We start from the raw sequence: 19,709 nt of genomic DNA on the forward strand, positions 1-19,709 counted from the left end.
TTGGAGTTAAAAAATATGAGCCTGCGGGAGTTTGCTTTGGAGGTGGCTTCTTCGTCACCTGCACCTGGGGGAGGAAGTGTTGCTGCTTATGCCGGGGCTCAAGGCTTTGCGTTGGTGGCGATGGTTTGCCGCTTAACCATCGGGAAGGAGAAGTTTTCCGCTGTTCAGGATGAGATGAAATCCTTGTTGGCCATCGTTGAGAAGAAACAAGAGTCTATGCTGGCGCTGGTGGATGATGATACTGAGGGGTTTAAGGCTGTTATGAAGGCTTTAAGTCTCCCGAAGAACAGTGACGAGGAAAAAGCTCTGCGCCGTGAAGCTTTGGAAGAGGCGACCTTAATGGCCGCTGTCATCCCTTTGCATACTGCTCGGGAGTGTTTGGCAGGGCTGCGCGAGCTTCCCGGTTTGTTGGATAAAGGGAATCCTAATGCCTTAAGTGACATGGGAGTGGCGGCCTTGATGTTTAAGTCCGGATTAGAAGGGGCTTTATATAATGTTCAGATCAACGCTATAGGCTTAAAGTCACCTGAGAAAAAAGAGGACTTACTGACGAAATGTAAGGCCCTGCGATCCGAGGGAAATGGGTTATTTGAAGCGTGTCAGGGGAAAGTGTTGGAGCGGTTAAAGTGAGTGAATAAAAGGCACATTATCGGTTTTATATAGCAATTAGATAATAATTTATATAATGTCATGAAAGAGAAGCAGAGTTTTTTAGGGGGATTAATGGTGGTAAAAATCGTAGAATGTATTCCTAATATCAGTGAGGGACGACGACCTGAAGTTGTCGAAGAAGTCCTTGCCGAAGTGAGACAAGTTCCGGGTGTTACGTTGCTGGATTATTCGAGTAATGCCGACCATAATAGAACCGTTATCAGTATGATCGGTGAGCCGGAAAAAGTGCTGGAGGCTGCCTGGCGGTTGATTGTTAAAGCCGCCGAAAGGATTGATTTGGACCAGCATCAAGGTGAACATCCTCGCATGGGAGCAACGGATGTTGTTCCTTTTGTTCCGGTTCGGGGCATGACTATGGAGGAGTGTGTGGATCTGGCCAAACGATTGGGAGAACGTGTTGGGCGGGAGCTGTCCATTCCGGTTTATCTCTATGAGAAAGCGGCAACGCGGCCGGAACGCCGTAATTTGGCTGATGTACGCAGAGGACAGTACGAGGGCCTGAAAGAGAGTATTAAAACACCGGAGCGCACGCCCGATTTTGGACCGGGTGTTCTGGGAAAAGCCGGAGCGATTGCCATTGGTGCGCGGCCTCCTTTAGTCGCTTTTAACGTCAATCTGGGGACAACAAATTTAGCAATCGGCAAGGCTATTGCCAAAGGGATCCGCGGCAGTTCCGGGGGATTTGTCAATGTTAAGGCCTTAGGGATCGATCTTTCTGAACAGGGCATGATCCAAATCTCAATGAACATGGTTGATACCCAAGGAACTCCGCTGTATCGAGCCATGGAATTCATTAAAACGGAAGCGGCCCATTTCGGCGTCCCGGTTATCGGCAGCGAAATTGTGGGGCTTGTTCCGTTGGATGCTATGCTTGATGCAGCTGCATATTATTTGAAGCTGCACGACTTTTCCAGCGAGCAGCTTTTAGAGAAGAGAGTTTTTGGGTTTTAGGATTAGAAGGAACTATGGATCAGATTCTAGAGGAGATGATATCATGCCGAGCGCAGATCTTGTGATCCATTCTGCGGATATGCTGGTGACGATGAGGGGACACTCTGACTCTCCGGCGCGCCGGGAGGGAATGGCGGAGATTGGGTTAATTGAAAACGGCGCAGTAGCCCTGCGCGAAGGTCAGATTGTTGCTGTTGGTTCGACTGAGGATATTTTAGCAGAGGGATGGGTAGGCCCCTATACCGTGAAAATTAATGCTCAGGGTAAGGTGGTAACACCAGGGTTTGTTGACCCGCATACTCACGTTATATATGCAGGTTCGAGGGAAAATGAGTTATCCCTGAAATTAAAGGGTGTACCCTACATGGGAATTCTCCAACAAGGCGGAGGAATTCATGCAACGGTCCGGGATACGCGGCTGGCTTCTGATGCGGAGATAAAAACGCAAACCGGAAGCCGTCTGAAGACGATGTTAAGTCATGGAACGACGACGGCAGAAGTTAAGAGCGGTTATGGACTTACTGTTGAGGAAGAGCTGCGTATGTTACGCTTAATCAAGGAAATAAATAGGGAGCAGGATTTGGACCTCGTTCCGACCTTTATGGGCGCTCATGCCGTCCCTTCTGGTTATACTGAAGATGAGTATACGGACTATGTTGTGGAGGATATGCTGCCTCAAGTTGCTTCTCAAGGGCTGGCAGAGTTTTGTGATGTTTTCTGTGAGCCGGGAGTTTTCAGTGTCCGCTCAAGTGAAAGGATTTTAAGCAAGGCCAAGGAATTGAACTTAAAGCTTAAAATCCACGCTGATGAATTAGAATCTGCCGGAGGCGCTGAATTAGGGGCCAAACTGGAAGTCATCAGCGCTGATCATCTGCTGCAGGCTTCTGATGAAGGCATTGCGGCTCTCGCCGAACGGGGAGTTATTGCTGTTCTCCTCCCGGCAACTTCCTTTAATCTTGCTAAAAATTCTTATGCTCGGGCACGGGCAATGATCGAAGCAGGGGTGCCTGTGGCTGTGGCAACAGATTGCAATCCCGGGTCATCGCCGACGGAATCGATGCCTTTTGTTTTGACTCTTGCCTGTCTTTATCTTCGCCTGACTCCTGAGGAGGCTTTGACAGCGGCAACAATCAATGCAGCCCATGCGGTGGGCAGAGCCGCTCAGGCAGGCAGCCTGGAAGTCGGCAAGCAAGGAGACATTTTAGTTCTGAATGTTCCTAATCTCAATTATTTACCCTACCATTTTGGCAATAATCCTGTTGATGTGGTGATCAAGAACGGCAGGATCGTCTGGAGAGTTTGATATGTAAGATTTGGCGTCTCTGCAGCGGATGGGCCCACTTTTATAGGCGAGGCTGCTTTTCTCTAGGGTCTATCGTGGTTTTTGAGATATGCTTAATTTTAAACAGAGCCTTGTGAAGTTCTAATGCTGAAGTTCACAAGGCTCTTCTTTGGTTTCGGCTTGTGATTTATTTTCGCCAACGGGTATTACGTCCTCGTTCGATGCATTGGATAATTCCTTTCTGGCCAAGGCTATTAAGTATTCTTTGGATCGTTGGTCTGCTGACGCCGGGAACGATTTCTGATTATTATGTACATTTACAAATAAATGAAAAGTGGTATAATGAACACTAATAAACATAATAGAACTACGTCGAACAATGACATTAATATTCAAACATAATAGAACATTAATAAACAAATAGTAGGTGCGAATTATGTTTCAGATTGAGCGCAGAGACTTGATAATGCAGTACCTGGAGCAGCACGAAAGTGCTACTGTGGAAGAATTGGCCAAACATTTAAATGTTACCCCTATGACTATAAGGCGGGATCTTAACCATTTAGAAGACACTAATATCATTACTCGCACGTTCGGCGGGGCGGTCCTAAAATCTCGTTTAGCTGCTGAAGTACCCTACAAACACAAAAGTATCAGTCATAAGAAAGAAAAAGAAAGAATTGCCGAGTACGCAGTTTTCCTGGTACAGGACGGACAGATCGTTTTCCTGGATTCAGGAACCACCACTATGGAGATTGTCAAAAGGCTGACGAGTAAAAAGGATCTTACGGTTGTGACCAATGATGTTATGATTGCTGCTTATCTTGCTAATCATTCCGATTTCCAAATTTTATGTACCGGAGGTTATGTCCAGAATCGGACAGGTACCTGTATGGGATCAAAATCCACCGAGTTCTTGCAGGGAATCAACGGAGATATTTGTTTTGTTGGAGCTAATGCTATTGATTTGGAGAAGGGCGTTTGTACCCCGACTTTAGAAAAGGCTGATGTCAAAAGACAAATGCTCAAATCGGCTGCTACCCGTGTTTTAGTCGTCGACAGCAGCAAATTTAACAAAAGAAGTTTCTCAAAGGTTTGTGATTTAGATGATCTGGATATCATTGTTACCGATAGTAACCTGGATGAGGAAACAGTCACCAAAATTAAAGACTTCAATCTTGAGATAAGGCAAGTTTAAGTCTTGAGGGAATTTGAGATCGGAGCTGAAATTAATGCCAAAGGTTGTTATTATCGCCGATGATTTAACTGGAGCTAACGCTACGGGTGTCCTGCTGGCCAGACAAGGTTTTAAGACCGCAACTTTTTTGGATTTGCATCAATACGATGAACAAGAGAATTCAGGGTTGAATGTTATTTCCATAAATACCGACAGCAGAGGCGTTGATGAAGATACCGCCTACGAGAGAGTCAAAGAAGCGGTTCGGTTTTTTCAGGATACAGGAACAGACGTCGGGTTGTTTTGCAAGCGCATCGATAGTACTCTGCGCGGCAACATTGGTGCGGAAATTGCCGCAGTTTTGGACAATTTGCCAGACGAAACAATTGCCGTAGTGGTTCCGGCTTTTCCTGGTTCCGGACGGGTAAGCATCGGCGGTTACCTGATGGTAAATTCTGTCCCCTTGGAAAAAACAGGCGTAGCCAGAGATCCCAAATCACCCGTTCATACCTCTCAGATTGTAGATTTAATTAAATTTCAATTGAGAGAGAACGTCGGATTCATAGATCTAGCTAAAACTCTGCGCGGCGTCGAGGCCATTAAAGATGCACTTCTCAAAGAAAAGCAAATGGGTCAAAAAGTCATTGTGGTCGATGCAACTACCGATGAGGATATTTCGAATATAGCCAGGGCAGTTCGGGAGTCTAAGCTTAAGACTGTTGCTGTGGACCCCGGACCTTTTTCCGCCGCTTTAGCTCTTCAACTTTTGGGACAGCCTAAATTAGGACCCGGACAAAAAGTGATGCTGACCATAGGCAGTATAACGGAGCTGACCCGAGTACAGCTGGAGGAATTCAAGCTTAACCATCCGGCTTTGTTGGTCGATGTTGCCGCCCCAAAACTTCTTAATGACCAAACCGCTGCGGCAGAGATTGACCGGGTGTCCGAAAATCTGATTAAAGACATTCATAATTACAATGTGATTGGAGTCGTTTCCGGCGGCTTTGAGGAAGAAATCCTGGACCTGAAAATTGTTGCCCAGGAACTCCAAATAACTGAAGAGCAGGTATCTCAAAAAATCTGTAACGGTTTAGCCAAGATTACAAGCAAAGTTTTAGCTGAAAGTCATTCAGCTATAGGCGGGCTGTATACCAGTGGAGGTGATGTTACGGTTGCAGTTTGCAAGGAACTGGAGGCCAAGGGCATAGAAGTTAAAGACGAGGTTATTCCTTTAGCGGTTTATGGAAGAATTAGTAAAGGAAACTATGACAATACCCCGATTATTACTAAAGGCGGTTTGGTAGGGGAAAACAATGCTATTTGCAAATGTGTTGATTATCTTTTGACCAAAGTATCCAATGAATACTACTTGAACCCGTAAAAATAACATACTGGAGATGGAGCAAATGATGAAGCCGTTAATTGGAATACCGATGGGGGATCCCGCCGGAGTGGGACCGGAAATAATCGTCAAGGCCTTGAATGATGAGCATGTCTATGAGTATGCCCGGCCCATTGTTATTGGAGAACGAAAAACCCTGGAACAAGCTATGAGAATCTGTGATATCTCCCTGGAAATCAATACTGTCGAAGAACCGGAGCAAGGGAAATTTGTTAAAGGAACTCTTGATTTGATTGATCTCAAAAATATTGATATCGACCAGTTGGAATTAGGCAAGGTTCAAGCCCCGGCCGGTAAAGCTGCCTTCCAATATATTAAGGCCGCTACAGACTTGGCCTTGGAAAATAAGGTTGAGGCTATTGCTACGACTCCAATCAATAAGGAATCCTTAAAAGCCGGAGGTATACCTTATATTGGCCATACGGAAATATTAGAGGATTTAACCAGGACCAAAAATCCTTTAACCATGTTTCAGGTCCATAATCTGCGCGTTTTCTTTTTAACCAGGCATGTTTCGCTCAAGAGAGCCTGCGAACTGATAACTAAGGAAAGTGTTTTCGAGTTTATTGAACGATGTATTGAAGCTCTTCGTGTCCTGGGTATTAAAAATCCTAAAATTGCGGTTGCTGGTTTAAATCCCCATAGCGGAGAACACGGCCTTTTCGGGGATGAAGAGGTGAGAGAGATAGCCCCAGCCATTGAAGAGGCCCAGGCTAAGGGTATTAATGTCGTTGGCCCGGTTCCTGCCGATTCAGTGTTTCATTTCGGCCTACTGGGAAGATTTGACGCGGTTCTTTCCCTATATCATGATCAAGGGCATATTGCCACTAAGATGGTCGATTTTGAACGAACGATTTCTGTGACGAATAACATGCCTTTTGTTCGAACTTCTGTGGATCATGGTACTGCTTTTGATATCGCAGGTACGGGAAAGGTCAGTCAGGTCAGCATGGTTGAAGCCATTCGTCTGGCGGCAGATTATGCGCCTAGCTTCAATCGTATCCGCTAATTTATCCAATCGTAAGACTCCCGCTTCTAGAAGTGGGAGTGCCCGTTGTTCAGTTTTAGCTGAACGAGTTCACTGATATTAGATAAATACTTATTGAGGAGGAAAAGGGTATGCAAGTTGCGGGAAGTCAGATGATCATCGGACTGGTTATTGGAATTATTGCTTTAGTTTTTCTTATCTTAAAGACCAAAATTCATGCTTTCCCGGCTCTTATTATTGCAGCAGCAGCAACAGGTATCATCGGGGGGATGCCTCCGAACAAAGTTATTGATGCTATCACCAGTGGTTTTGGCAGCACCCTTGGCAGTATTGGAATTATTATTGGATTTGGGGTCATGATGGGTGAACTGTTTGAGGCCTCCGGAGCTGCTGAAAAAATGGCTCAAACCTTTGTCAAACGATTGGGCAAGGGCAGAGAGGAAATTGCTCTTGCTATTACGGGATTTTTGGTCTCCATCCCTATTTTTTGTGATTCTGGATTTGTCATCCTCTCGCCTCTGGCTAAGGCAATTTCCCGGAAAACTAAAAAATCAGTGATCACACTCGGTGTAGCGTTGGCTTCAGGTTTGGTTATTACCCACTCCTTAATTCCGCCGACTCCTGGGCCCGTGGGTGTTGCCGGACTCTTTAAAATTAATGTTGGAAGTATGATTTTATGGGGAATTGTTTTTGCTATTCCTATGACGATTGCTGCCATTATTTATGCTCGCTGGATTGGTAAGAAAATATATCAGGTGCCTTCTGAGGACGGGGAGAGCTGGGAGCGGCCTGCTTATCAAGAACCGGTGCATAACTTTAATCTTGAGAACGATGCCAATCTGCCCTCAGCGTTTATGGCTTTTGCTCCAATTATTGTTCCCATTATTTTAATCTTGTTCAGTACGGTGGCCACGGCAGCTAAGTTAACAGGAAGTATTGCTGTCGTGATTAATTTTCTGGGTGCGCCCGTTATTGCTGTTGGCATAGGATTATTGACAGCTATCTATGGCCTTACCAATAAAATGTCTCGCGAAGAAACTATTTTAAAAATGGAACAAGGTGTTAAATCAGCCGGTATTATTATTCTGGTTACCGGCGGTGGCGGAGCCCTGGGAATGGTCCTGAGAAACAGCGGAGCAGGGGATTATATCGCTAAGCTGATCGCCCATACTTCACTTCCGGCTATCTTATTGCCCTTCGTCATTGCCTCTCTCGTTAGGCTCATTCAGGGCAGCGGTACTGTTGCCATGATTACTGCAGCTTCGATCACTGCTCCTATTATCGCGACTTTAGACGTTAATCCTGTATTTGCTTCTATGGCTTGCGCAATGGGTTCTCTGATTTTCTCTTATTTTAATGACAGTTACTACTGGGTTGTGAACCGTATGTTGGGTATACAAGATGCCAAGGAACAAATTAGAATATGGTCAGTGACCACGACTATTTTCTGGGCTGTTGGACTCGTTGAATTACTAATCATTAATGCGATTTTTGGTTAATTATTTTTAAATCTCAGCATGATTCTGAAAGGAGAATCCCCTGGATACCTTGGCGAGAGGCTTCCAGAGGATTCTTAGTTTATTTGCGCAATTGAGGTTCTTTTTGGGGATTTTTAATGAGTCGAGTTGGAAATGGTTACGACCATGCTGACTTCTCCGGAGGATTTGGCAGCTTCAAAAACTTTCTTGATGCCATTCCATACTTGTTCGTCATTTCCGTCGATGTGAGTACTGAGTGAACCAACTTCGTACTTGATATTTTCGTTGGAAAGAGAGCTAATTGATTTGTTGATGACATCACTGGAACTATTCGTTTTTTGCGGATATACAGATACTTCGGCACATAACATAAGCGATAACCCCCTTCAACTGACTAATAATTTTTTGATCCCAAAATAGCCTTCCCAAGTTCAATGAATCTATTATTGTTTTTCGCGGTTCATATTCTCGTTTTAAACAACGTGAAAATTAGCTATACTATAAATTAGTAAAATAAAGGAGTTTTCTCTAATCGGGAAGAATAGATTACAATACCCTTAGTTTAGCTGAGAAAGTAGGGATAATTAGTGAATGATGTTGAATTTTTAGGGCTGCTGGAGAAGGAACTTGTCGTTACTTTAGGATGTACTGAGCCTATGGCCATTGCCTACACCGCCGCTTTAGCCAAGACGTATGTCAGAGGAGAGGTCACGTCCGTAAACGTATTTGCAAGTGCTAACGTTATTAAGAATGCAATGTCTGTCACTATTCCCGGGACAAAGAACAGCGGCGTTAATTTAGCTGCTGCTTTGGGAGTAATCGCGGGAGACTGTACTAAAGGGTTGGAAGTTCTGGAAGGTCTGACTTTACTCGATATTGAGAAGGCTAAGGCCATGATTAGGGAAGAAAGAGTCACTGTCGAGGTTGCAGAGACCTCAAAGAAACTATATATTGAAGTGATTTTAGCGACGCCTGAATCGTTTGCCAGAGTTGTTGTTGCTGATGAACATACTCATGTTGTTCTTATCCAAGTCGATGGCCAAACGCTTCTAAATACTTTGGCTGAGGAGGAGGGGGATGACAACGAGGAGACGGAGTATTCCTTTTTATCTCTTGACTCGATCTGGGAGTTTGTACAAGCAGTAAACTCTAAGGATTTGACGATTATCAAGAAGGCGATCGAGCTGAATAAAACCATTGGTTTGGAAGGGCTATTCAATGAGTATGGCTTACAAGTCGGCAAAACGATCAAGGAGAATATCCGTAAAGGTTTATTTGCGGATGATTTGATCACCCAGGCTATGGCTTTAACGGCTGGTGCTTCTGATGCCAGAATGTCGGGGTGTCCCTTGCCTGTCATGGGTAACTCGGGCAGCGGAAATCAAGGAATTTCAGCTACTTTACCTGTTGTAGCTGTAGGGGAGAAATTAGGCGCTGCGGAGGATCAATTAATACGGGCCGTGGCTTTGAGCAATCTCATCGCCATCTATATCAAAACTAAAATCGGTCGTCTTTCGGCCCTTTGCGGAGCAACGGCGTCGGGTACCGGTGCCAGCTGTGGTATTACCTATTTGCTTGGCGGCGGTAAGAATGAAATTCAAAGGGCCATCCAGAATATGCAGGGTAATGTGGCCGGGATGTTTTGTGATGGAGCAAAAGCCGGATGTGCTCTGAAATTGTCAACTTGCACGAGTACAGCGGTGCAGTCCGCGATCATGGCGATGGAGGGGCTTGCCATTCAGTCCACCGACGGCATTATTGAGCAGACGGCCGAACAAACCATAGCCAACCTTGGCCGCCTCGCGACTCAAGGCACCAAAGAAGTGGATCGGATTATTCTTGATATCATGGTTAACAAGAAAGTTGGTTAGTGAACTCATTCGCTAAAACGCCTAGCCCATAACAAATGCTATCAGGAACCACTCCTACTTAATAGAAGTGGGAGTATTACGATTGGATCAAATATTTAGTCAATCTTACTTGTTAAGAACTACTTATATAAGCCCGGGAAACCTTAAGAATAAGTCCCATAACGAATGTCCTAAGGCGGCGACATCGTTATGGGACTTTTATGCGGGAATCCTGGCGCAAAGCATGATATAATGAGATATTTGGAGGAACGAATATGAATATCATGTCTGTTGAAAATTTGACGAAGAGTTATAGTGATAAGATCCTTTTTCAGGATCTTTCCTTTGGTATTGATGAAGGGGAAAAGATCGGAATCATCGGGGTAAATGGAACCGGTAAGTCGACTCTGCTTAAAATTCTGGCGGGAGTTGAGCCGCCGGATCAAGGCAGTATTACTATGGGCAATAACGTCAAGTTAGAGTTCTTGCCGCAAAATCCTGAGTTTGACGATCAGGCCACAGTTTTGCAGCAGGTTTTTCGCGGGAATTCCCCCGTTATGAACTTGCTGCGCGAGTATGAAAGTGCTCTGGAACAGTTAAATGACCGGCCGGAGGATGCCAAGCTTCAGCAAGTGGTGATAGCCCTCGGACAGAGGATGGACGAGCTGGATGCCTGGCAGCTGGAGAATGAAGCGAAAACAATTCTTACGAAATTAGGAATTACCAAGTTTGACCTGGTTGTAGGGACATTGTCCGGGGGACAAAGAAAGCGCGTCGCCTTGGCCAGTGCCCTGATTAATCCGGCGGATATTTTAGTTTTGGATGAACCCACCAACCACATTGACAATGATACGGTGGATTGGCTGGAACAATATTTGAATAAACGCAAGGGTGCCTTAGTCATGATTACCCATGATCGCTATTTTCTTGATCGTGTCGTAGGGCGTATTTTGGAATTAGATCAAGGCAGGATGTATCCTTATCCCGGAAATTACAGTCGTTTTCTGGAGTTAAAAGTGGAACGGGAGGAACAGGCAGAGGCCAGTGAGAAAAAACGCCAAAACCTCTTGCGCAATGAACTGGCTTGGATGCGTCGAGGGGCTCAGGCTCGCTCGACGAAGCAAAGGGCCAGGATCGAACGTTTTGAAAAGCTTCAGGCTGAAAAACCTTCAGAAAACAACGATCGCTTGGAAATCACTGCCGGGGCTTCTCGCCTGGGTAAAAAAGTCCTTGAATGTCAGGCGGTGGAAAAGGGGTTTCCAAGCCGGGGGACTGTCATTCAAGATTTTAATTATGTTTTGCTGCGCAATGACCGGATAGGGATTATTGGTCCGAATGGCAGCGGTAAATCAACACTTTTGAACATGTTGGCGGGTCGTATAAGCCCGGATCAAGGCGTTATCGATGTGGGTTCAACGGTCAAAATCGGGTACTTCGCTCAGGAAAATGCGGCTTTAAATCCGGAATGGCGTGTGATTGAGGAAATCAAAGCTGTGGCAGAAGTGATTCCCACCGGAGATGGCGGTTTTTTGACGGCCTCGCAAATGTTGGAGAGGTTTTTGTTTCCGCCGTCATCCCAGTGGACTCCCATTCGTAAGCTTTCCGGGGGAGAAAAACGCAGACTTTATCTCTTAAAAGTTTTAATGGGAGCTCCGAATGTCCTTCTGTTGGACGAACCTACCAATGATCTGGATATTCAGACCCTGACGGTCCTGGAGAATTATCTCGACGATTTTCCAGGTGCTGTCGTTGCTGTTTCCCATGACCGCTATTTTCTGGATCGGATGGCGGAGAAGATTTTCTCCTTTGAGGGAGAAGGCTTGATTCGACAATATGTAGGCAACTATTCGGATTATCGAGAGCAGCTCTACGCTTCGGCCCAGGAAGAAGCTCAAGAGGTTCGGCAAGCGGCCTTGCGAGCAGCGATTAAGCCGAACAAGACCAAGACTGGGAATAGTTCTGCGAAACTTTCCGGCACAAGTACAGGTAAAGATACAGGTGGCCAGGGGGACAGCCAAATAGGTGAAGGGAGAAAAGAACGCCCTCTGAAGATGACCTATAAAGAGCAGCAGGAATTTGCTCAAATCGATGAGCGCATTGCTCAGGTTGAAGAGGAATTGCAAATTAATCTGCAAAAGATGAATGAGGCGGGCAGTGATTTTGGAACACTAAATGAGTTAACGAAGGTTCAGCAAGAGTTGGAAGGCAAGCTTGATGAACTGATTGAGCGCTGGACCTATTTAAATGAGTTGGCCGAGAAAATTGCTCAGAGCAAAGTAAAGAACTGATGAATGGACAAAGAAAAATCAGATAGGGCAACGAGGAAAATCAGATCGATAGGAGATAAATCAATGGATGATAAGACAATTGAACAGATGAAGAAAATTCTTGCCGCTAAAAAACTGAAGAGTTCGCAGCAGGGAGGCCCCGTTAAATCGACGCAAAAGATTGGTGAAACGCGAAAAGGCATTAAACGACGCAAAGTCGGAGGCATGTTTGATAAGTAAGGAGAGAAGTAAGGGTCAATGAGTATCTTAAATGTAGAAAATGTGAGTCATGGTTTTGGCGGGCGCAAGATTCTGGAAGAGGTAAGCTTCCGCTTATTAAAAGGAGAACACGTCGGCCTGGTAGGGGCTAATGGAGAAGGAAAAACCACCTTTTTGGATATTATCACTGGGAAGCTGATGCCTGATAAAGGAAAAGTTGAATGGTCAAACCGGGTTACCGTCGGATATTTGGATCAACATTCGGTCTTAAGCAAAGGAAAGACGATTCGCGATGCCCTGAAAGAAGCTTTTCAAGGGATGTTTGATTTAGAAGCGGAGATCATGACCCTATATGACCGCATGGGCAGCGCTTCAGAAGAGGAAATGACTAAACTTCTGGACGATGTGGGGGAAATCCAAAGTATTTTGGAGCACAACGGGTTTTATATGCTGGATGCCAAAATCGAAGAAGTTGCCAATGGTTTAGGATTAGGTGAAATCGGTTTAGACAAAGATGTCACAGATTTAAGCGGAGGGCAGCGAACGAAGGTTTTATTGACGAAGCTTTTGCTTCAGAGCCCTACGATCTTGATCCTGGATGAGCCGACAAATTTCCTGGATGCTGAGCATATTGAGTGGCTGAAGCGTTATTTGATTAATTATGAAAATGCCTTTATTCTGGTATCTCATGATGTTCCTTTCTTAAACGATGTGATTAATGTCATTTATCATGTGGAAAACGCCAGTTTAACTCGCTATACCGGGAACTATGAACAATTTGTCCAGCTTGCCGAAACTCGCAAACAGCAGGAGCTTAAGGCCTATGACAAACAACAGAAGGAAGTTGATCGCCTGGAGGATTTTATTGCCCGCAATAAAGCAAGAATTTCCACGACAGGCCGGGCTAAGAGCCGTCAGAAGCAGCTGGATAAGATGGAATTGATTGAGAAACCAAAGGAAAAGATTAAGCCGACCTTCAAGTTTCGTGAAGCCCGGGCACCGGGAAAAATGATTTTTGAGGCCAAAGATATTGTTTTAGGTTATGATGAACCCTTGACCCGTCCCTTGAATTTGACGCTGGAGCGCGGGCAGAAGGTTGCGATTCGCGGGGTTAATGGACTGGGCAAATCGACCCTGCTCAAGACCCTTTTGGGATTTATCGAGCCGATCTCTGGAGTTGTTGAACTTGGCGATTACCTGTATCCGGGTTATTTCGAGCAGGAATCGAGCCGCAAGAATGAGAAGACGGCCTTAGAAGAGGTTTGGGATGAATATCCCAGTATGGCTAATGCTGAAGTCCGCGGTGCTTTAGCTAAGTGCGGTTTAACCAGCGAGCATATTTCCAGCAAAATGATGGTTTTGAGCGGGGGAGAGAACGCTAAAGTACGGTTATGTAAGCTAATGCTTAAAGATGTAAATTGGCTGGTTCTCGACGAACCGACGAATCATCTGGATGTGGAAGCCAAAGCAGAACTGAAAAAGGCAATTATGAATTATCGCGGAACAGTGGTTCTTGTTTCCCACGAGCCTGATTTTTATGAGGATTGGGTGACGGATGTGTGGAATTTAGAAGAGTGGACGACAAAGATCGTTTAACAATTCCAGATAACAACAGCATTTTTAGATGTTTTTGCATTATATAACGCCTTATCCGCAAGATCAATCAGAAGGTCCAAAGAATTATTGTCACTCTCAGTCTCAATAATTCTTTGGTTCAAATCCTGAGTCGACGCTATACCGGCACTTATTGTTATTTGGTGTGAGATAATCCCAAAATCGGTTGATTCAATGACTTTTCGAATTCGATCTCACCTTCTAAGAGATTTTTTTATTACAAATCTCAATAAACGCTTGGACCAAGGCCGGATCAAATTGCTTTCCTGAGAATTTTCGCAGTTCCTCTAAAGCTTTTTCCATCGATGAAGAACTTCGATACGAGCGACTAGATGTTATAGCATCAACAGTATCGGCGATGCTGATAATTCGTGCGAGAAATGGGATTTCCTCGCCCCGCAATCCATCAGGATATCCTGTTCCATCGTAACGTTCATGATGAAATCGGATAACAGGCAAAATTTCTTGGGCAAACTTTAAGCGAGAACAAATTAATTCACCCTGGACCGGATGCGATTCCATAATTTCCCATTCGTGTTTTGTTAAAGCTATGGGTTTATTTAAAATGGCGTCTGGAATCCCAATCTTTCCGATATCATGCAATATCGCTGCTCTCTGAATATTTATACAATCGGCCTCGCTCAAATTCAGATGCCTGGCTAATTCTAGTGCATATTTAGCGACACGCTCCGAGTGCCCACTGGTATATGTATCCTTTGATTCTAACGCTAAGGCTAGTGTGAAGATAACATTTTGGGATTCATCAAGGGCAGATAAAGATTCTTGAAGCTCAATTACGGTACATTCTAAATTTAAATTAACTTTTTCCAGCTGGCCCTTTTGCTTTTCGATGGTTTGTTTATTAATAAAATCATTGATCTTGGCCTGATAAAAGATAACGGAGAGCAGCCAAGCAAGAAACGTTATAATGAAAATATTAATTATTGGCTTTTTAAAATGTCCAGATCAGTTTGAACAAGCTTTATGCCAATCAAAAAAGCTGCACTTGCACAAAAATTGAGAAGAAAGTTACTTAATGGGCTCGAGTAATTGATAATAGCGAAAATTATAATGCCCATAATATAAACTGTCATTTCGCCATTAATCATTTGATCAGAAATTGAAGTTAATGAGCAATCCAATGTGACAAGGTAAGATAGAAGTAAAACATATGCCCTGCTCCATCTTAGATGATTGGGGTTTTGGGATCTCGATAATAATAGGAAGGGCATCAATAAAAGGATCCCCGAAAATAAAAGTAAATGGCAATAAAATAAATACCGGTAGCCATGTTCCGCCATCCATAATCCATTTTTATAATTATAATAGTCGGTTATCAATAATAAGAAAGATACGATGAGTAGGGCCAAAGCTAAGATACTTGATCGTCCAAAGTTGATGCTTGTAATTTCTGACAAGAAATGCTTTTTATCCTCTTCTTGAAGCTTTTCTTTTATTTTGATCAATTCATTCACCCTACAGTCTTAGCGTATACATTGATAGTTTTGTCGGAAATAAATCCAACATCTTTCATATGTTTTATCATTTTTTCTATAAATCTTTGATCAATTTCTTCCCAGTTAAATCCCAGCTTGTTTAGGAATCGATTTGTAAACGACGAATCAATTCTTAAATTATTGTCTTGATCCGTCATTAAGTTTGTAACAATTCCGATTAAAATGTCTTTTCCAATTTTCGTTTTAGATAAATCGATAATAAAATTGTTATAGTCTGCTTCGGGAAGAACTTCTACCTTGCAGTTCAAGTTTTCTAAAAGCTTAAGAAAGTCTTTAATCGGAAGCATTTCGTTTTTTTGCATGTGAAAGACTAGTCCATGATTAGGGTTATGGCAAACAACTTTCACAATACCACGGGCACATAAATCAACAGGTGTTATATTAATTGTCTGATTCAGAAAACCTTCCGGGATAACCCTGAGCGAAAGAATGGCCTTTAATTTTCGATAAAAGGCATTATCCTCAATGTTTACCTGAAATTTACCGTCACAATGGCGTCCGACTAAAATACCCACCCTGAAAATGTTGGCTTTCAGCCCCTTCTCCTCAGCTTCAAAAATTCGATGTTCGGCCATAAATTTACTGCGCACATACACATTTTTTTGGTAATCTTGACCGATATAAAAGTCATTTTCACTAAAAGTGAAATTTGTTAACCTTTTATCGGCCCAAGAGTTACCCGATATGCTTATTGTTGAGATATGATTGAAACGTTTATCGAACTTTAAGCAAAAATCAATAACTTCTGAGGTTCCGTTAACATTCGCTTTCTCAAAATCTGTGTAATTTCCGTAATGCTTAGTAATGGCTGCACAATGAATAACCGTTTGAATTTTTCGTCCTAGTATTTGATAGTCCTTGTCACTTAGACCTAAATTCTTTGCCGTAATCTCTCCTGGGATAACTTTAATTCGGTTTTGATATTCTTTAGGATGGGTATCAAAATAGTAATCAACTACCCCTTGAAGTCTTTTTTCTGGATCTTCGCCACGGACTAAGCAATAGATATCCTTGGACGTTTGATCTAAGAGTTCTTTTAATAAATGTACACCCAAGAATCCCGTTACACCGGTTAAGAGAATATTCCCTGGATCAATGCTGTCAATGGAAGGATTCATGGGAAATGAACGAGTCTGATGAATAATTTCTGAGGGCTCCTTTTTTTCTTGGCTATTAACAATCCGACTTGATAGTTCCCGAATCGTTGGATATTCATAAAAATCTTGGGCATTTAGTTTCCAGTTATACTCTAATGCTCCTGACATAATCTCAAGAATCGTGAGCGAGTCTCCACCTAATGCAAAAAGGTTATCGTCGATTCCTACCTCTTCAATATCAAGTGCTTCGGCCCATAAATGAGCCATTATTATTTCCAGATTACTTCGAGGCGCACTATAACTTTTTAAAGGGTACAATTTATTGGGATCGGGTAAAGCTTTGCGGTCAATCTTTCCGTTTGGAGTAAAGGGAAATTGGGAAAGCCTTGTAAACGAGGTTGGTAACATATAATTTGGAAGGTACTTGAGTATAAAATCTTTTAAATTCTCCGGATCTGCCTCATCACCTGTGTAATAAGCATGAACTTGCTTTTTCCCCGTTGATTCCGACCGAGTTATAACCACCGCTTCCTCGACATTGGGATGATTCACTAGACATTCTTCTATCTCACCGAGTTCAATCCGGAAGCCTCTAATTTTAACTTGATTGTCGTTTCTGCCGTGATATTCGATTTCTCCATTATCAAGCCAACATCCATAGTCACCGGTCTTGTACATTCTCCCACCTGGAATAAAAGGATTAGGTAAAAATGACTTCTCTGTTAAATCAGATCGATTGAGATATCCTTGCGAGGCCCCGTCTCCAGAAATAAACAGCTCACCGATCATTCCCAACGGCATAGGGCAAAGATTTGAATCTAAAATATACACTTGAGTATTGGATATAGGTTTCCCAATTGTGATTCTATCAGAATCAAGCTTCTTAACAGTAGACCAGACGGTCGTCTCGGTTGGACCGTACAAATTATAGACTTCTGCCGAAGTTACTCTTCTTAGACTTGTCATTAAGGATGGCGGAAAGACTTCTCCACCAATTAATAGGTATTTTAGATGGGATAAACACGATTTCCCATTACTTTCACTTAAAAGAAGTTTCATCCGGGATGGGGTTGCCTGGAGAACATCCACTTTTTCCTGAGCCATCCGCTCAAAAAGTATCCTTGGAATAATCTGCTCATCTTCAGTTGCAATTAAGACCTTCATGCCAAACATTAACGGTAAAATCGTTTCTAAAAAGAAAATATCAAAGGATACGGTAGTTAGGGAAACAATTGTTTTTCCCTGAAAGTCAAAGATTACACCCATCGCTTTAATAAAATTGCAAAGGGCCTGGTGATGAACCATGACTCCTTTCGGCTTTCCTGTCGAGCCCGACGTATAGAGAACATAAGCCAAATCATTCATTTGAATTGGTAAGTTTAAATTAGAACCGTCTAAATGGTATAAGTCTGTGTTATTAAGGGATATATCGAGTACGTTGTGCGTTAGCTTTACATCCGTAAGATTTGTCAAAATTAATTCTATATTGCTTTGGCTTATTATGTAAGAAATTCTTTCTGCAGGATAATTCGGATCTATAGGGCAATAGGTGCATCCTGCTTTAAGAATTGCGAGTATTCCAATGACCATTTCAAATGTTCGGCTCGTATAGAGACCTATCAGTTGATTTTTCGTTCTGATTCTTCTTTGAATCACTCGAGCTAGTTGATTTGCCTTTTTATTCAGCTCTTGATAGCTTAATGATTGATCCCGCCAAACGAGAGCACAATGGTTTGGCACCTCAGCGGTTTTTTCCTCAAACATTTGGGATAGGGGCTTCAGTTCATAAGTCAGATGGGTTTGATTGAAACGCGATATTATTTTCTTTAACTCGTCATCCTCCATCAAACGTAATTCGAATAGCCTCTTCTCGGGACTCGTCAAGCTTTTTTCCATTAGAGCGCAGATATTTTTGTGAATCAGATCAATCTCTTCATCCGTAAAAACATCTATTGAATAATCATAATCTAAGATTGGAATGCCTGTATCCGCCCTGTCACTAACCGATAGGGATAACGAGTTCGTTTGGGCACCACAATATTTCCATGTTCCTTCGTAAGGAATAACGGAGTCAAAGATTTCATTATGATAATTTAAGGTAACATCCATCAAATTTCCCGAATACTGGTGCTTTTCGCGAAAATCCTTTAAGATTAACCAGTAAGGAAAGCGCTGATTTTTTAAGTACTTTCGATATTGACTGGATACAGTGTTTACAAAGGACAAAAAATCGCTCTCGGCTTCGACCTCAATTCTCGTCGGTACATTATGCATAAACATGCCAACAGTATTTTTTTCCTTAATACCCATTCGATTTAAAATTGGTGTACCAATAACAAGATCCTTTTTTGATGTTCGTTTGTAGAGATAAACAGCTAAAATGGCATAAAAAAAGTTAAAACGGGAGATCTTATTTTGCTCACAAAACTTTTGCAGTTTTGTACTTAAAGATTTTGAAAGGATGAAGGTCTTTCTTTTTGCATCTAATCTTTCTGAATTTCGCTCGGGTTTAAGGGATATGAATTCAGGGAACGTTGAATAAATGTCTTGCCAGAAGTTCTGATGCTGTTGAAAACGTTTAGAGCTTATATAGTTTTCATCATCTATTATATGGTCAATAAATGATGGTTCATCTTGGGCTTCCTCAATTCCTAATGTAAGCCTCTTATATTCTTGGAGAACTTTACGAATAAAAAGCACAATTCCCCAGGCATCAACTAAGATGTGATGAAAATTTAAAAAACAGATTGTTTTATTTTCAGGCATTTTAATAAGAGCAAAATAATAAAGCTTAGATCCGTTCAACGAAAAGGGTTTACGTGTGAATTCATCTTCCCAAGTCTTATATTCCTCTTCTCCACCGGGGAAGCTAAAATCCACTTGATCAAAAGTTTCATAGGAAAAGTCTATAAAATATTGTTCGGGAACCCCTGCATTATTTTTTATCCTTATACGAAGCGCATCATTCTTTTTAACGGCTAGGTTCAAAGCCAAATTCATTAAGTCTAGGTCAATAGTTTCTGAGATTTCGACGATTGCAGTCAAATTATTTTGGCTTGTCCCTGGGTATAATTGATCAGCAACCCAAATGGACCTTTGAGCATTAGTTAACGTATACGTTTCCATCGAATTCCTCCAAAACCATTTTGATTTGAAGTTATTCGTCAAAATCTCCTTAAATCCTTTTTCTCCTCA

15 protein-coding genes are annotated in these 19,709 nt (G+C 42.8%); 11 read left to right on the top strand and 4 right to left on the bottom strand.

Annotation, left to right across the window (positions count from 1 at the left end; genetic code table 11):
- The 7 genes from ACPUYX_RS00825 (at nucleotide 1) to ACPUYX_RS00855 (ending at nucleotide 7,971) form a co-directional block, all read left to right on the top strand.
- Nucleotides 1-630 (top strand): cyclodeaminase/cyclohydrolase family protein, encoded by a 630-nt coding sequence (locus ACPUYX_RS00825; RefSeq protein WP_426377859.1) that lies wholly within the window; start codon nucleotides 1-3, stop codon nucleotides 628-630.
- A 96-nt stretch (nucleotides 631-726) separates the two neighbouring features.
- Complete coding sequence (ftcD, locus tag ACPUYX_RS00830) at nucleotides 727-1,623, top strand: glutamate formimidoyltransferase (RefSeq protein ID WP_426378293.1); 897 nt, start codon at nucleotides 727-729, stop codon at nucleotides 1,621-1,623.
- Between the two features lie 43 nt (nucleotides 1,624-1,666).
- Entirely contained in the window at nucleotides 1,667-2,926 is a 1,260-nt protein-coding gene (gene hutI / locus ACPUYX_RS00835; protein ID WP_426377860.1) for an imidazolonepropionase, read from the top strand.
- Nucleotides 2,927-3,341: 415 nt separating this feature from the next.
- Nucleotides 3,342-4,103, top strand: a complete 762-nt coding sequence (locus ACPUYX_RS00840; protein ID WP_426377861.1) for a DeoR/GlpR family DNA-binding transcription regulator — start codon at nucleotides 3,342-3,344, stop codon at nucleotides 4,101-4,103.
- A 34-nt stretch (nucleotides 4,104-4,137) separates the two neighbouring features.
- On the top strand, nucleotides 4,138-5,463 hold the full coding sequence (locus ACPUYX_RS00845; RefSeq protein ID WP_426377862.1) for a four-carbon acid sugar kinase family protein: 1,326 nt from the start codon (nucleotides 4,138-4,140) through the stop codon (nucleotides 5,461-5,463).
- A gap of 25 nt (nucleotides 5,464-5,488) precedes the next feature.
- The gene (gene pdxA, locus ACPUYX_RS00850; protein WP_426377863.1) at nucleotides 5,489-6,493 is read left to right on the top strand and encodes a 4-hydroxythreonine-4-phosphate dehydrogenase PdxA; all 1,005 of its coding nucleotides are present in this window, start codon (nucleotides 5,489-5,491) and stop codon (nucleotides 6,491-6,493) included.
- A 110-nt stretch (nucleotides 6,494-6,603) separates the two neighbouring features.
- On the top strand, nucleotides 6,604-7,971 hold the full coding sequence (locus ACPUYX_RS00855) for a GntP family permease (RefSeq protein ID WP_426377864.1): 1,368 nt from the start codon (nucleotides 6,604-6,606) through the stop codon (nucleotides 7,969-7,971).
- Nucleotides 7,972-8,084: 113 nt separating this feature from the next.
- Here ACPUYX_RS00855 and ACPUYX_RS00860 read toward each other — a convergent pair whose 3' ends face one another.
- The gene (locus tag ACPUYX_RS00860; protein ID WP_426377865.1) at nucleotides 8,085-8,321 is read right to left on the bottom strand and encodes a YkoF family thiamine/hydroxymethylpyrimidine-binding protein; all 237 of its coding nucleotides are present in this window, start codon (nucleotides 8,319-8,321) and stop codon (nucleotides 8,085-8,087) included.
- Between the two features lie 216 nt (nucleotides 8,322-8,537).
- On the opposite strand from ACPUYX_RS00860, the gene ACPUYX_RS00865 reads away from it, so the two are divergent.
- The 4 genes from ACPUYX_RS00865 to ACPUYX_RS00880 all read left to right on the top strand — a co-directional run bounded on the left by ACPUYX_RS00865 (nucleotide 8,538) and on the right by ACPUYX_RS00880 (nucleotide 13,882).
- Nucleotides 8,538-9,821 carry a serine dehydratase subunit alpha family protein gene (locus tag ACPUYX_RS00865; RefSeq protein WP_426377866.1) on the top strand — a complete coding sequence of 428 codons (1,284 nt, stop codon included), beginning with the start codon at nucleotides 8,538-8,540 and terminating at the stop codon, nucleotides 9,819-9,821.
- Nucleotides 9,822-10,075: 254 nt separating this feature from the next.
- A complete protein-coding gene (locus ACPUYX_RS00870) occupies nucleotides 10,076-12,088 on the top strand; it encodes an ABC-F family ATP-binding cassette domain-containing protein (RefSeq protein WP_426377867.1) in 2,013 nt (670 codons plus the stop codon).
- 63 nt (nucleotides 12,089-12,151) lie between these two features.
- A complete protein-coding gene (locus ACPUYX_RS00875; protein ID WP_088188452.1) occupies nucleotides 12,152-12,307 on the top strand; it encodes a hypothetical protein in 156 nt (51 codons plus the stop codon).
- An 18-nt stretch (nucleotides 12,308-12,325) separates the two neighbouring features.
- Entirely contained in the window at nucleotides 12,326-13,882 is a 1,557-nt protein-coding gene (locus ACPUYX_RS00880) for an ABC-F family ATP-binding cassette domain-containing protein (protein ID WP_426377868.1), read from the top strand.
- 219 nt (nucleotides 13,883-14,101) lie between these two features.
- On the opposite strand, the gene ACPUYX_RS00885 is transcribed toward ACPUYX_RS00880, so the two are convergent.
- Genes ACPUYX_RS00885 through ACPUYX_RS00895 form a run of 3 tightly spaced genes read right to left on the bottom strand, consistent with a single transcriptional unit; the run spans nucleotide 14,102 to nucleotide 19,640 of the window.
- Nucleotides 14,102-14,845: an HD-GYP domain-containing protein gene (locus ACPUYX_RS00885; protein ID WP_426378294.1), complete on the bottom strand. Its 744-nt coding sequence runs from the start codon at nucleotides 14,843-14,845 to the stop codon at nucleotides 14,102-14,104.
- On the bottom strand, nucleotides 14,842-15,366 hold the full coding sequence (locus ACPUYX_RS00890) for a hypothetical protein (RefSeq protein ID WP_426377869.1): 525 nt from the start codon (nucleotides 15,364-15,366) through the stop codon (nucleotides 14,842-14,844). The genes ACPUYX_RS00885 and ACPUYX_RS00890 overlap by 4 nt, the downstream gene beginning before the upstream one ends.
- Before the next feature lie 5 nt (nucleotides 15,367-15,371).
- Nucleotides 15,372-19,640, bottom strand: coding sequence for an amino acid adenylation domain-containing protein (locus ACPUYX_RS00895; RefSeq protein ID WP_426377870.1), 4,269 nt, complete (start codon nucleotides 19,638-19,640; stop codon nucleotides 15,372-15,374).
- Nucleotides 19,641-19,709: the final 69 nt, after the last annotated feature.

Source organism: Desulfosporosinus sp. SYSU MS00001 (assembly GCF_049943955.1).
Lineage (GTDB): Bacteria > Bacillota > Desulfitobacteriia > Desulfitobacteriales > Desulfitobacteriaceae > Desulfosporosinus.